Genomic DNA, 13,021 nt, shown 5'->3' with positions numbered 1-13,021 from the left:
CCTACGTATTTCGTAGAGAATTCCGAACGAATGGGGTCGGTATGACGAACATCAGCAAATCTCGCTCGAAGTACACCGGTCTTACCCGCGCCCTCGCAGTCGCAGGTGTTGCGGCGCTTGCGATGGTCCTGGGCAATGGGACCGCATCTGCGGGCGTGGATAATTCGAGCTCCGTCGTCGATGCGAGGGGCAATCGCATCGAGGTCCTACAGGGTGACACCCAGTTTCAGGTCGTTCCGCCGTTGGACGGTGTGCCCACGTCGGTCGAGTTCTTTCACAACGGTTACGCCGGGGTGAATATCACCGGCCCGAATGCCGCGGAGTTCACGGGCACCAAACTCACCATCGGTTACCAGATCGGCTATCCGATCACTCTGTCCGGCGCCACCGTGGTGCTCAACTCGCCGGGACTCGGATTTGTGATCGGCGCAAGTAACGGAATCGACCTCGGCCTCGTCCCGACACCCTCGCTGAGCCTGAACGCATCGAACCACGCCGACCTCGCAGGTGACATCATTCCGTCCCAGGAACTGGACATCGATCTGGCACCGGGCGGCATCACCACGGTTCCGCTCCTGGAGAACCAGTCGTTCGACGGTCCGGCGGCATCGGTGCGGTTGCAGGGCATACACGGTTCCATCTCGGGTGCGCTCGGGGCAGTCACCATCCGGCCGTACGCGACAGCTGTGACGGCCAAGGGCGATACCGTCACGACCTACGGTGTGCCGCAGAAGCTCAACTAGCTCACGCTTCGTTGCACACGTTTCGGCCAGCTGCCCGGCACCGATCGCGGATCGGTGTCGGGCAGCGGTGTCCGTGGTGACGCCGCCTACGGGTCGCCGTGAGCTCGGCGCAGTCGTCGGACCGTGTCGGCGGGCGACCAGGTGCCGGTGCGGGCACGCGTCAGCGGGTAGCAGCACAGGCCGATGAGGACGGCGGCGAAATGTCCGATCGCGGTGAAGGTCAGGTGCACGAACAGGGGTACCGCGAAGAAGGCGAGCACGCCGGCGAGATAGAGGTAGCGCCAGGGCGCCGCGATCCGGTAGGTGAGGATCGCGACCACCCCGGCCAGTCCGTAGCTGACGCCGATGTCGAGGGTGTCGACCGCCGAGGCGGGGGCGCGGCCGTGACGGATCGCCGCATACAGTGCACCTTCGCTGATGTAGGTGGCGCCGACGTGGGCGATCACGACCACGCACAACCACCGAAGCGTCCCCAGCCACCGCTCCGCCGGCACGTGGAAGATGTTGTAGACGATGAAATACGTGATCCACCCGCCGCCGGCGAGCCAGAAGGCGCTCGCGATCAGGACTCGAACGGGGTCCTCGGCGAGGTGGTGCAGGTTGGTCGAGCGGTTACCCAAGACCTCGTGGAGCACCTCCGGTGACAGGTGCCTCGCCACCACCGTTGTCACCAGCAGTATCGCCAGCCAGACGTAGGTGCCGGGTGCCCGCCGGATGTACGTCCAGGCTGCCCGCGGAAACGATCGAAGGTGCGACGAGATAGCGGCGTCCACCGGGGTAATTATGCGCCGGGAGGTGGTATCGGACCTCCCCTCACTTTCGTGTTCCACTTACCAGGTGTCAGCTGGACCCGAACAACCCGGCGAAGGGGTTGGTCGCGAGTAGCCCGGCGAAGGGGTTGGTGGTCGGGGCGGGGGTCTGATTGTCGGTCTGCGGCGGCCAGGGGTCGGTGTCCTGCCAGTTCTCGTGCTGGTTGTCATGGTGGTTCCCGTCGTGCCAGCCGCGGTCCACCTGAACTTGCGCTGATGTAGTAGTGGCGGCGAATGCCGGCGCGGTGACCGCGGCCAGGGGGATGGCCGCGAGTGCCGCTGTGACGGCGATTCTCGACAGGTATCGCCGTGTTCCCGTCGTCGTGGAGTGCGTGATCATCATCGATCCTTTCGCTGGCAAACCCACCGGAGCGGTGGGCTGGTGCAATCTCTGGTCGGGGAGTGCACAATCCCAGTTCAGGCCCGCATCCTGGCGGTCGGCTGGCACGAACCTGTGAATCTCCTGGCAGCAATTCAGCATGCCCGAAAAGTGCAGTGGTGCAGTTGATTTACGACGATGATGCGCGGACTGTTTCCCGGCCCTGAGACGCCTGCGCGTGGGTCAGTGATTCACTGCCATTTCTGAGTGTTCGCTGAGGATCTGAAATGAACGGTCTTGCGTCGGAGTATGTTCGATATGTGCCCCGCTTCGCCCAAGGCTGGGAGCACCCCTAGGCCACGCCTTGCGTGCATCCGTGGTGTGCGTTCTCGGCGCTCTCGTCACATCCGGTGCGGTAGGCGGAAGTCCCACGTGTGGATGGCGCGCCACGCCGAGGTGATGTGGGACAGCGGCAGCAACCTCGAGAGGTCGTCATGAACATCGTCAAGAATGTCATCGTGGTCGGATCCGTTGCGGCGGGCTTCGCCCTGGTCGGTCCGGGAATGTCGCTCGCGGCGGCGGCGATGCCCGCGCAGACGGTCGTCAATCAGCCGTCGGCGCCGTCCTCCACGCCGCCCAAGGAACCTACCTGTGGTCCGTTCCAGGACGCCCCGCACTGGGATTTCGACGCGCCGAGCAATCCCCTCGGGGACTGGTGCACGCAGTGGCAAGGGCAGCCGCGGGACACCACCAAGGATGGTGGCGGGGGCACCGTCTTCATGAAATGACCTTTCACCCGGCATGGGTGATGGCCGGGCGGGCGCCGCGGGGCACGGTGTTCGGATGGGTACTTCGTTCGACGATGTCGCCAGAGGGTTCACGCCCGCGCACGCCGGGCTGGCCCGGTCTGCGGGGGATCCTGCCGCACTGGCGGGCGAGGGCTATGTGAAGGCGCTCGCCCGCGTCGTCTATTACTGGGGTTACCCGGCGGTGGACACGTTCGGCCGCACGTCCATGTGGAACCTGATGGAGGGCAAGGCCGGCCTGCAGCTGGGCATCCTGCCGGGCGCCCCGAAGAATCGCACCGGAGCGCTGGCCGATTACATGAGTCCTGCGCAGCGGTGGGTGGTCTCACCGAACAACGACACGATCTACGGCGTCGGGTTCGCCGATCTGACGCGGGACGCCGTGGTCGTACAGACCCCCACCGACGTTCCCGCCGGCCACTACTGGACCGTCCAGATCGTCGACGTTCTCACCAACGTCGTGCACCAACTGGGCTCGGCCGCAGGCACACCCGGCGGCAAGTTCCTGCTCGTCGGACCCACCTGGGAGGGGAACGAGCCCGCCGGGTTCGTCGGCGTCCTGCGGATGCCGACCAATGTGGCCGGGGTGATTCCGCGCAGCTTCGCCGCGCATTCGGACGAATCCAAGCTGCAGGCCCGCGTCGTCCTCGACCAGATCGGGATGTACCCGCTCGGCGAGGACCGGCCCGGCCGGCGATCCTTCGGGTACGAGGCCGACGCCGCCACCGCCATCTTTCCGCCGGGCCTCACCGCGGAGATGCTCGCGACGAATCCGGACGCCAGCAGGCCGCAATGGGTCAAGCCGGAATCCTTCTGGACCGATCTCGGCGCGATGCTCGACTTCAACCCCCGGATGAGTGACTCCGACACCCCGATGGCCGATCAAGCCCGCACCCTCGTCGCGTTGCATCGATCCGACGAGTCCTACCGCGCGCTCCTCGACCGCGCCGCGCTCAGCGCCGACGTCGCCCTCCATGCATCGGCGACCTACGTCCAGGTCGGCACGGACGTCGGCAACGGGTGGCAGCGCCAACGCAACGGTGGTGTATGGGGTACCGACTGGTTCGGCCGGGCCCTCGCCTCGGTGATCTACATCTACGTCAACGACTTCCACGAGGCGGTCTACCTGATCCGGGGCACCGACAGCGCCGGTGTCCTCCTCCACGGCCGCGAGCAGTACACGATGACGTTCGCCGAGAACGCCCTGCCACCGGTCGATCGAAGCCGTGGCGGGTTCTGGTCGTTGACCATGTACGACAAGGACGCATTCATGCTCGCCGGCGCCCCCGGCGGTCGTGTCAACCTCGGTACGGTCAACCTCGACGCCGGTGACCTCGTGTTCCACGACGGGACACTCACCCTGCACCTGTCGCACGAGGAGTCCAGTGACCCGGCGGCACAGTCGAATTGGCTACCCGCGCCCGACGGCGAGTTCTGCCTGATCATCCGCGCGTACGTCCCCGACCGGACGATCCTCGACGACTCCTACCAATTCCCGGATGTCCTCCGCACACAGTAGGTGGGTTCGGGTTCACCCGTGTCGGGTGAGGTGTGCGGGCGCACGAGTGTCGAGGCTGGCACCAGGAGTGTAGGCGAGGAGAGGCGCATCATGGTCAAGCCATTTCACGGTGTGGTCAACGTCGATATTCGGGATTCGGTCCCGGATTGGACCCCGTTCGAGCCGCCTCGAGCCCCTGACGGAGCGCCGAATGTGCTCTACATTGTGCTCGACGACGTCGGATTCTCGGCCATGGGTTGTTACGGCGGGCCGATCGATACGCCGAACATCGATCGGATCGCCGCGAAGGGTGTTCGCTACACCCAGTGGCACACCACGGCGCTGTGCTCGCCCACGCGGTCCTGTTTGCTGACCGGGCGAAACCACACGCGCAACAGCATGGCCTGCATCACGGAGGCGTCGATCGGATTCCCCAATGCGAGTGGCACCATCCCGCCGGAGAACGGCATGCTTTCGGAGATCCTCGGTGAGCGGGGTTGGAACACGTACATGGTGGGCAAATGGCACCTGTGCCCGACGGACGAGATGAACCTGGCGGCGACCCGACGAAACTGGCCGACCGGGCGTGGTTTCGAGCGCTGGTACGGGTTCCTCGGTGCGGAGACCAACCAGTGGTATCCGGATCTGGTCTACGACAACCACCCCGTCGACCAGCCCAGTTCGCCGGAGGACGGTTACCACCTCACCGACGACATCACCGACAAGGCCCTCGAGTTCATCAAGGACGCCAAGGCGATCGCGCCGGAGAAGCCGTTCTTCCTCTACTACGCGCCCGGTGCGTGTCATGCTCCGCATCACGCCCCGGAGGAGTGGATCGCGAAATTCGAGGGCAAGTTCGACATGGGTTACGACGCGGTCCGTGAGCAGACCCTTGCCCGGCAGAAGGAGATGGGCATCGTCGCCGCGGACACCGAGCTCCCGCCGATCAATCCGATCGGCACCCCCGACACCCGGTCGGGCCCCGAGGGGCAGCCGTTCCCGGAACTCGACTACACCCGCCCATGGGACACGCTCAACGACGACGAGAAGCGGCTGTTTGCGCGGATGGCCGAGGTCTACGCGGGTTTCCTGGCCCACGCCGACCATCACATCGGTCGGGTGCTCGACTATCTCGAGCAGAACGACCAGTTGGAGAACACCGTGATCGTGGTCGTCTCCGACAACGGTGCGAGTGGTGAGGGCGGCCCGAACGGCTCGGTCAACGAGATGAAGTTCGCCAACGGCATCCCGGACGACCTCGCAGAGAACCTCTCGAAGCTCGACGACCTCGGCGGGCCCAAGACGTACAACCACTACCCGAACGGTTGGGCGATGGCGTTCAACACCCCGTTCAAGATGTGGAAGCGCTACGAGTTCAACGGCGGCACCGCGGACCCGTGCATCATCTCGTGGCCTGCCGGAACGAAGGCGCGTGACGAGATCCGTGAGCAGTACCATCACGCGATCGATATCGTGCCGACGCTCCTCGACCTGGTCGGGGTCGAACCACCCGAGACGATCAAGGGCCACACCCAGGCCCCGTTCGACGGCGTCAGCATGCGGGGCACGTTCGACGACAAGTCCGCGCCCTCGGCGCGCAGAACCCAGTTCTACTCGATGCTCGGCTCGCGATCGATCTGGCACGAAGGCTGGAAGGCTGTCACGACACATCCGACCATCGCCGGCTGGGGCCACTTCAACGAAGACGAATGGGAGCTCTACCACACCGACGTCGACCGCGCCGAGGTGCACAACCTGGCGTCGGAGCACCCGGACAAGTTGCGGGAATTGGTGAACATCTGGTTCGCCCAGGCCGGCGCGAACGGGGCGTTTCCACTCGACGACCGATCGGGCGTCGAAATCATGGGCACGCCACGCCCCCAATTGTCCGCGGCCCGTGACCGATACGTGTACTACCCGGACGTGGCCGCGGTGTCCGAATGGCAGGCGGTCAACACCCGCGGCCGATCGTTCGTGATCGGCGCACTCGTCGACATCCCCGAGCCGGGCGCTCAGGGCGTGCTCTTCGCGATCGGATCCCGCTTCGGAGGCCACGCACTGTACGTGAAGGACAACCGGCTGCACTACGTCAACAACTTCGTGGGCAGCGACGAACAGATGATCGTCGGCTCCGAGGACATCCCCACCGGCACCGACCTGATCCTGTCCGCGTCCTTCGACAAGGACGAGCAGGAACCCACCGCCACCCTGGGAATACTGTCGCTCTTCCATGGGGACCGGAAGGTCGGAGAGGGCCGGATCAGAACCCAGATGGGGGCGTTCGCGATCGCCGGTGCCGGACTGTACGTCGGTCGGCACCCGGGCGAACCGATCACCGAGGACTACCCCGGCGAATCACCCCATCGTTTCACCGGCGGCACGATCAACCGGGTCGCGATCGACGTCAGCGGCGAACCGTACCTCGACCTCGAGCGGGAAGCCGCCCTGATGCTCATGCGGGAGTAGGCCCGACGCGGTTCGAACAGTCGGTAACTCGAGGCCGGTGCATCATGCACCGGCCTCGAGTTGAATGCGGTGGACGTTGTTGTAGATCACGACGTCAAAGCAGCGCAGGGTAGAGCGAGCGACGGAGTCGTCAACTTCTCACGCCGGTGTTCGAACGTACTCGAGGAGAAACGCTGTGGGTTCATCTGCAACTGACCTGGCCACCATCGCTACCGTCGCCGGTTCCGTGTCACGACTCGTGTGAGTTCGAATTATTCTCTGGCGCCTGAGAACACAAGTCTCGGCCAACCCGCACGAGGGTGTCAACCGCGCCCAATCGCAGATCACTCACTCCAAGGGAGAACTGATGGTACAGCCACCGCGCGAGGTCGGCCGCGAGGATGTGCAGGCGGTTGTCGACGTAAAGGGCGACGATGCTGTCTTCCGGCCACGGTTGTCGTTGCCAAAACCATTCTGGCAGTTGGCACTCACTGAAATATGGGAGCGATTCAGCTTCTATGGGCTCCAGGGTGTTCTCGGGTTCTACCTTCTCTACTCGCTGGACCAAGGCGGACTCGACGTATCCCCTGCGATCGCGGTCAGCATCATCGGTGGATACAGCGGAATGATCTACCTCATGCAGGTGGTCGGCGGATGGATGGGTGACCGTGTCTTTCCGCCGAGAGCGATGGTGCTGTTCGGTGCCGTCGCTATCATGACTGGTCACGTGACCTTGTCACTGATTCCTGGAATTCACGGCCTCGTGGCAGGACTTGTCTTCATCGTGGCCGGCACTGGTGCGCTCAAGACGAATATCACCGCGATAATCGGTGCAACCCTCCCGGCAGACAGGTCGATGCGCGATGCCGGGTTCTCGTATTTTCTGATGGCCGTGAACACCGGCTGCGTCCTGGGGCCGATCATCACCGGATGGGTGCAAAGTATCTGGGGATTCCACCTCGCGTTTCTCATAGCCTCCATCGGAATGGCGGTGGGGCTCGTCCAATACGTTATCGGCTACAAGGACCTTCCGCCCGAGTCTCGAATCGTGAAGAATCGGATTCGGCCGGCGAATTTCGCAAAGTACGTTGCCGGTGGATTTTTCGCCGTCGCTCTTCTCGCGCTGCTGTGGTCGATCGGGACCGTCAACGCAGGAAATCTGACTCATGTTGTCGGAGTGTGCATTGCCCTCGCCGCCGGAGTGCTGTTCTCCGCAATTCTGCGTTCGCCCGCGGTGGCATCGGACGAGAAGCGGCGGGTCGCCGGGTATATACCGTTGTGGGTTGTCGGTGTTCTCTATTACGGAATCCTGTTACAGGTATTTACGACGGTGACGATCTTCGTCACCGAACGCGTAGATCTCGATCTGTTCGGTTGGCAACTGCCTGCCACATGGCTGATCGCCGTCACCCCATTGGTTGGTGTGATCTTCACGCCGTTCATTACCCGAATGTGGGCGCGGCAAGGTACGCGCGAGCCAAGTGTGACAAGTAAATTCGCCATCGGATTGGTTTTGGTGTCGGGCGCATACCTCCTACTGCTCTTCAGTGAGCTCACTCCGGGTAAAGACGTTTCCCCTGCACTGGTGTTGGTGTGCATGGCCCTGGCCGGTCCGTCCGAGGTGTTCGTCAATCCGGTGACACTGTCCCTCGTCACTCGAATTGCGCCGCAGAAGTTCGGTACTCAGATGACAGCGCTGGGTGTGCTCATCATCGGCGGGGGAGCGGCCATCTCGGGTGTGCTGGGAGTCCTCTATACCGTGATGCCGTTGGCTCCCTATCTGATCAGTGTCGGGGTGAGCGGGTTGGCTACGGCTGCGGCAATTCGATTGATGTCTCGCCGAATCGAATCGCTGATCGAATAAAAGTCGTCATGTCCCGTCGAAGGAGAAGCATTTGAGTCAGCGCGCCGCCGATCGTCCGTTCGTCCGCCACCTGTCGCCCGATCAGGTCGTCGGATACTGGTCCACCGACATCCATCCCTGGTCCTACGATTTCGACTATCTCGGTCACCTCACGGCGGCGATTTATCCGAAGGCGTTCGAGCAGGGCCGGATACGATATCTCGAGCAGCGGTGGGGAACTCGGCAACCGGCATACGTCGTGGCATCACACACGATGCAGTATGTGACGGAGATCCGCGAGGAAGTGGCTCCGCTTCGCGTGCTGATCCGGCCTACCGCACTCGGCAGGTCCAGCGTGCAGCTGGAAGAGCTGCTCGTAGACAGGAATTCCCGCGTGTGCAACTTCTCGAACGTCACGCTTGTCGCCTGGGACCCGCAAGCACGAGGTCCACGCGAGCTGTCTCCCGCCGAACGCGGGCCGCTCGAGCTGGACATGGAGATCCTGCACGGCCTGGACCTCCCGTCGGCGGGATCCCGCAAGCACCACACCGAGGCAGACCTCGAGGCTGTCATGAACACGCATGCTCGACCGAGGCAGGAACCGGAGTTGCCATGACGAACACCGACCAGCGGGCAGATGCATACGCCGACAGGATCAGGAGCGCGTGCGCGGCGGTGGTCGAGCACGACCTCGACCGTGCGCTGGCTCATTTCGACGACAACTGCGTCTTCGTGGACGGTACAACGGGAAGAGAAACCGGCAAGGATGGACTCCTCGCATTCCTGGACGAGATGTGGTCGATGTTCCCGGACTTCGCACCGCGGGTGGTCGCGGCGCACGTCGCTGAGAACACCATCGGGGTGCTGTTCGAGTCGACGGGAACTCTCGTCGGCACGGGCGATGCGTCGACGCCCGGCAAGCAGGTGCGCTGGATCGCGACCGGCTTCTCGACGTTCGACCCGGATTCGCTCAAAATCCTGCGGGACGTGTACTTCGTCGACACGGCCGCCTTGGAACAGAAGGTCGGCGAAGCCCAGGCCGGCTGAAGCACGGAGTCGACGCAGTACATTCATCGCCTCCGGTCATGCCATCGATGTGGCCTTGCCCGGTGGCGTTGATTCGATCGGGGCCGATGGGTTCCACCGTGGTGAATTGGATGTACGGGGGTGTGGGTAGCGCACCCCAGGCCTGCGCGATCCGCAGGGCCTGGTCGCTGGGACCGTCCAAGAATCGCGCGGTCCTCCTCGCGTATCGAGTAGTTGGTGGTGGCGTTGTACAGGGCGGTCAGTTGCTCGGCGGTGAATAAGAGATCGGCCGCGACACCGCAACCTGATCCACGACCTGCGCGAACGCGGCATCGGGTTCCGGAACCTCGCCGACCCGATCCGGTCGACTCCACCAATCCGGACGACCCGATGGGCCAACTGGCGGTGGTGCTGCTGGCGCTGTTCGGGCAGATGGAACGCACCTATGCGGTCGAGCGGGCCGCGCCCGCCCGCGTTCCGGCGGCGACATCACCCACCCCGCACCGTCGTCCTGCCCGACCTGCGGATATCAGCCCGCTTCGCGCCGGGACCTCGTTCCGCATCGCGCCGATCTCGCCATCATCTGGCTGCTGACTCGAAGACCACGGATGGGCCACAACTCCGACACTCGTCTGCGATGCTCACGATCGGTGACACGCAATCGCCACTCCGGGTCGCCGTCCTCCGACACCCTGGGTGATATCATTAGTGTGATATCGGAGGTGGTCACGGTGGAACAGATCCTGATCCGCAACCTTCCCGCGGGAACCAAAGCGGCCCTGCGGGCGCGCGCCGAGCAGCATCATCGGTCGGTCGAGGCCGAGGTACGCGAGATCCTCGGCGAGGCCCTCGAGCGGGAGCCGGTCACGCTCGTCGACTTGTTGAGCACCGATGAGGGTGCCGACATCGAGTTCGAGCCCGAGCGCCTCGGTTTGACCGCCCGAACTGCTGAGTTGTGAAGTACGTCCTGGACACCAACGTCGTGTCCGCGCTGCGGGTTCGGGGCCGTAACCGGTCGGTCGAGGTCTGGGCGGCGTCGGTGCTGGTGGCCGACCAGTTCGTGACGGCCATGACTATTGCCGAGATCGAGCGGGGCGTGGTCGCCAAGGAGCGATCCGACCCGGCGCAGGGAGGGGTCCTGCGCCGGTGGTTCGACGAGCGGCTCCTGCCGGCCTTCGCCGACCGTGTGTTGCCGTTCGATCTGCCGGCCGCACGGGTGCTGGCCACCTACCGGGTGCCCGAGCATGCGTCGTTCGATGACGCTCTCATCGCCGCCGTCGCCCAGGCCACCGAGATGACCGTGGCGACCCGCAACACCAAGCACTTCGAGCCGCTCGGTGTCCGATGTGTCAACCCGTGGGAACCGAATCCCTGAAAGTCCGACTTCGGTGTAAACGCTCGTCGACCGGGCGATAAGTCGACCGGGCGATAACTTGAGTGCGGTCCTTGAGGCTCGCTGAGCTGTCCGGTACGGCCGGCCTCGCTCGGTGTGCGAATCGGGATGCCGTAATCCTTCGCGATCCGGCTCATCCGCGGCACGCTGCGACCCGCCTCGTGCCCGAGTTCCCGCTGGGTGGCGTTCTGGTGGTGAAACCATGCCGGATCGATCGGCGGCCCTCCGGCGGTCGGCGTGATGCCGTGGTGTCGTGCCAGTCGCCCGGCCGTCTTCCTGCTGACTCCGATCATCGCGGCGATCTCGGCGAGAGTGCGGCGTTGTACGCAGTAGAGGTCGACGAACTGCGGCCGGCTCAATGCTTTTTCGGCTGCGGCTCGTGCCGCACGTCGTCCGAACCTCTTTGCAGCAGTGGGCGATGCGGGAACGGGGTGGTTTTCGAGGAGGTGGCGGATCACGTCAATGGTGGTACCCAATTGCCGCGCGATAGTCCAGGCGGCGGCGCCGGTCGTAATCGATCGGTGGCGACCGCCCCACCGGCCCCCGACAGCTCCGATCCGCGCAACGCTGGTGCTTGCGATGCGGGCGCCGACCGAATCCGAGCCAACGCGTCGGCGAGGTCGGCGGGAACCTGCTCGGCGATCTCCTCGACGCTGCCGTAGACGAGGACGCCGGGGTGGCCCTCAGTCTCTGGGCGAGGACTTGACCGCATTCATGCGAATTGCAGCACGATACGGCCGTCGACCGTGCCCTGGCAGCGTTGCACTTACTGTGTCGGTGGCGCCGGAAGTCGCGCGGAATGCACCGTTCAGGCGCCGGATCTCAGGACTTGGACGCCTCGTCGATCTCCTTACCGACCTGCTCTGTGTCCGCCTCGAGTTGCTTCTTTGTCACCTTGGATGCGCGTTCGAGCGCCTTCTCGACCCGCGCCTCGAGGTCTGTCGCCGCGACGACGATCAGTCCGCTGTCCCCGTCGTCGAGCAGCTCGCCCACCTCCTTGAGGTCGGAGCGGCTCATCCCGGCCGCGACGTGCCCGCCGAGTGCCCCGAGACCGGCGCCGCCTGCGCCGCCCAGCAACAACCCGGCGCCGAGCCCGACGGCCGGGAACAGGGCAACCAGCGCACCTCCGACCAGTCCGATGCCGAGCCCACCCCACGCACCCTGCCGGGTCGGCTGCTCGTGCTTCTTGACGATCTTGACCTTGCCGGCTTCAGTCCGGGTGATGACGGCCGCATCGTAGGTATCGATCAGGTGCGCCTCGACGTAGAGATCGTGTACGGCGTCGTAGTCGGCGATCGCGGCGTCTTGCGAGTCATAGACCGCCGCCAGCAGGGCGAATGTATCGAGGGCCATGATTTCCTCCAATGGGTTGGTTGACGGTGGTCCCGTGAACGCCAGTGGTGAGGGTTTGTCCGGTTCCAGCCTTCGGCACCTGCGGTCCCGATCGCATCGCCCAAAACGGGTGATCACCAGCGTGTGATCGCTTCACTTTCCCTACCGCTCCACACAGAATGGCTTCGATAGATGGCAGTAGCCGTATCCCGGAGCGGTAGATCCCCGAGGCAAGGAAGTGAACGATGAACACGTCTGATCCGTTCGAACCGAGGTGGCGATCGGTATTCGATTTTCGCTTCGGCGACTTCGACTATCTCGGACACATGACGGCGACTGCGTACATGATGTTCTTCGAGGAGGCCCGAGTCGCGTGGCTGTCCACAAGCCTCGGACAGCAGGAACCGGCGTACGTTGTCGCGCGACAAGAGATCGACTTCGAACGCGAACTTCTGCGGTCGGATGGTCCGATCACGATCGAGATCGCCGTGGCGTCGGCAGGGCACAGTCGCATCGATATTCACGAAAGGCTCACGTCTGCGCATGGACGCAGACACGCGAGTTCTGCTGCTTCGTTGGTGATGTGGGACCGAGCGCAACGACGGCCCCGCCCGTGCACCGAGGCCGAGAAGGCTCTGTTCGCCACTGACGCGTGAAGTACTGCGCACAGACGCGGACGTGTCGACCCCGATAGGCGTCAGCGCATTGTTCTCTGCGCGAGGTGTCGGCCACCTGCGGGTGATCGAAAGTGGCGCAGGACCAGGTGTTCGAGCGATTGGCGTTGTTCTGGGGAGAGTCCACGCGCAG

General features: G+C 64.3%; 14 protein-coding genes. 11 read left to right on the top strand and 3 right to left on the bottom strand.

All coding sequences use genetic code 11. The annotated features are described in order from the left end of the window. Positions 1-41 precede the first annotated feature (41 nt). Entirely contained in the window at positions 42-743 is a 702-nt protein-coding gene (locus tag JWS13_RS24320) for an MspA family porin (RefSeq protein WP_206007963.1), read from the top strand. Positions 744-829: 86 nt separating this feature from the next. On the opposite strand, the gene JWS13_RS24315 is transcribed toward JWS13_RS24320, so the two are convergent. Continuing rightward, positions 830-1,516 (bottom strand): rhomboid-like protein, encoded by a 687-nt coding sequence (locus tag JWS13_RS24315; RefSeq protein ID WP_206007962.1) that lies wholly within the window; start codon positions 1,514-1,516, stop codon positions 830-832. A 67-nt stretch (positions 1,517-1,583) separates the two neighbouring features. After that, positions 1,584-1,895 carry a hypothetical protein gene (locus tag JWS13_RS24310; RefSeq protein ID WP_206007961.1) on the bottom strand — a complete coding sequence of 104 codons (312 nt, stop codon included), beginning with the start codon at positions 1,893-1,895 and terminating at the stop codon, positions 1,584-1,586. Between the two features lie 470 nt (positions 1,896-2,365). Here JWS13_RS24310 and JWS13_RS24305 point away from each other — a divergent pair, with 470 nt between their 5' ends. The 9 genes from JWS13_RS24305 (at position 2,366) to JWS13_RS24265 (ending at position 10,864) form a co-directional block, all read left to right on the top strand. Continuing rightward, entirely contained in the window at positions 2,366-2,659 is a 294-nt protein-coding gene (locus JWS13_RS24305) for a hypothetical protein (protein ID WP_124391860.1), read from the top strand. Positions 2,660-2,714: 55 nt separating this feature from the next. Then, positions 2,715-4,196 (top strand): DUF1254 domain-containing protein, encoded by a 1,482-nt coding sequence (locus JWS13_RS24300; RefSeq protein ID WP_241032281.1) that lies wholly within the window; start codon positions 2,715-2,717, stop codon positions 4,194-4,196. A gap of 90 nt (positions 4,197-4,286) precedes the next feature. Further along, positions 4,287-6,641 carry an arylsulfatase gene (locus tag JWS13_RS24295; protein ID WP_206007959.1) on the top strand — a complete coding sequence of 785 codons (2,355 nt, stop codon included), beginning with the start codon at positions 4,287-4,289 and terminating at the stop codon, positions 6,639-6,641. Between the two features lie 346 nt (positions 6,642-6,987). Then, entirely contained in the window at positions 6,988-8,484 is a 1,497-nt protein-coding gene (locus JWS13_RS24290; RefSeq protein ID WP_206007958.1) for a peptide MFS transporter, read from the top strand. A gap of 31 nt (positions 8,485-8,515) precedes the next feature. Further along, positions 8,516-9,079, top strand: coding sequence for an acyl-CoA thioesterase (locus tag JWS13_RS24285; RefSeq protein WP_206007957.1), 564 nt, complete (start codon positions 8,516-8,518; stop codon positions 9,077-9,079). Next, entirely contained in the window at positions 9,076-9,510 is a 435-nt protein-coding gene (locus JWS13_RS24280; protein ID WP_206007956.1) for a nuclear transport factor 2 family protein, read from the top strand. Before JWS13_RS24285 ends, JWS13_RS24280 begins: the two co-directional genes overlap by 4 nt. A gap of 369 nt (positions 9,511-9,879) precedes the next feature. Next, positions 9,880-10,083 (top strand): hypothetical protein, encoded by a 204-nt coding sequence (locus tag JWS13_RS24275; protein WP_420855019.1) that lies wholly within the window; start codon positions 9,880-9,882, stop codon positions 10,081-10,083. Positions 10,084-10,220: 137 nt separating this feature from the next. Then, positions 10,221-10,448, top strand: coding sequence for a FitA-like ribbon-helix-helix domain-containing protein (locus JWS13_RS24270; protein WP_164065999.1), 228 nt, complete (start codon positions 10,221-10,223; stop codon positions 10,446-10,448). Further along, positions 10,445-10,864, top strand: coding sequence for a type II toxin-antitoxin system VapC family toxin (locus JWS13_RS24265; protein ID WP_206007955.1), 420 nt, complete (start codon positions 10,445-10,447; stop codon positions 10,862-10,864). The genes JWS13_RS24270 and JWS13_RS24265 overlap by 4 nt, the downstream gene beginning before the upstream one ends. An 840-nt stretch (positions 10,865-11,704) precedes the next feature. On the opposite strand, the gene JWS13_RS24260 is transcribed toward JWS13_RS24265, so the two are convergent. After that, on the bottom strand, positions 11,705-12,235 hold the full coding sequence (locus tag JWS13_RS24260) for a DUF1269 domain-containing protein (protein ID WP_206007954.1): 531 nt from the start codon (positions 12,233-12,235) through the stop codon (positions 11,705-11,707). Positions 12,236-12,459: 224 nt separating this feature from the next. On the opposite strand from JWS13_RS24260, the gene JWS13_RS24255 reads away from it, so the two are divergent. Beyond that, positions 12,460-12,870 carry an acyl-CoA thioesterase gene (locus JWS13_RS24255; RefSeq protein WP_206007953.1) on the top strand — a complete coding sequence of 137 codons (411 nt, stop codon included), beginning with the start codon at positions 12,460-12,462 and terminating at the stop codon, positions 12,868-12,870. Positions 12,871-13,021 lie beyond the last annotated feature (151 nt).

It is taken from the genome of Rhodococcus pseudokoreensis, assembly GCF_017068395.1.
Classification (GTDB): Bacteria; Actinomycetota; Actinomycetes; order Mycobacteriales; family Mycobacteriaceae; genus Rhodococcus_F; species Rhodococcus_F pseudokoreensis.
This window is presented reverse-complemented; position numbering and strand designations above follow the sequence as displayed.

Coding starts and splice junctions, on each gene's coding strand:
- JWS13_RS24320 (WP_206007963.1), top strand. CDS start 42: ATGACGAACATCAGCAAATCTCGCTCGAAGTACACCGGTCTTACCCGC.
- JWS13_RS24310 (WP_206007961.1), bottom strand. CDS start 1,895: ATGATGATCACGCACTCCACGACGACGGGAACACGGCGATACCTGTCG.
- JWS13_RS24305 (WP_124391860.1), top strand. CDS start 2,366: ATGAACATCGTCAAGAATGTCATCGTGGTCGGATCCGTTGCGGCGGGC.
- JWS13_RS24300 (WP_241032281.1), top strand. CDS start 2,715: ATGGGTACTTCGTTCGACGATGTCGCCAGAGGGTTCACGCCCGCGCAC.
- JWS13_RS24295 (WP_206007959.1), top strand. CDS start 4,287: ATGGTCAAGCCATTTCACGGTGTGGTCAACGTCGATATTCGGGATTCG.
- JWS13_RS24290 (WP_206007958.1), top strand. CDS start 6,988: ATGGTACAGCCACCGCGCGAGGTCGGCCGCGAGGATGTGCAGGCGGTT.
- JWS13_RS24280 (WP_206007956.1), top strand. CDS start 9,076: ATGACGAACACCGACCAGCGGGCAGATGCATACGCCGACAGGATCAGG.
- JWS13_RS24275 (WP_420855019.1), top strand. CDS start 9,880: ATGGGCCAACTGGCGGTGGTGCTGCTGGCGCTGTTCGGGCAGATGGAA.
- JWS13_RS24260 (WP_206007954.1), bottom strand. CDS start 12,235: ATGGCCCTCGATACATTCGCCCTGCTGGCGGCGGTCTATGACTCGCAA.
- JWS13_RS24255 (WP_206007953.1), top strand. CDS start 12,460: ATGAACACGTCTGATCCGTTCGAACCGAGGTGGCGATCGGTATTCGAT.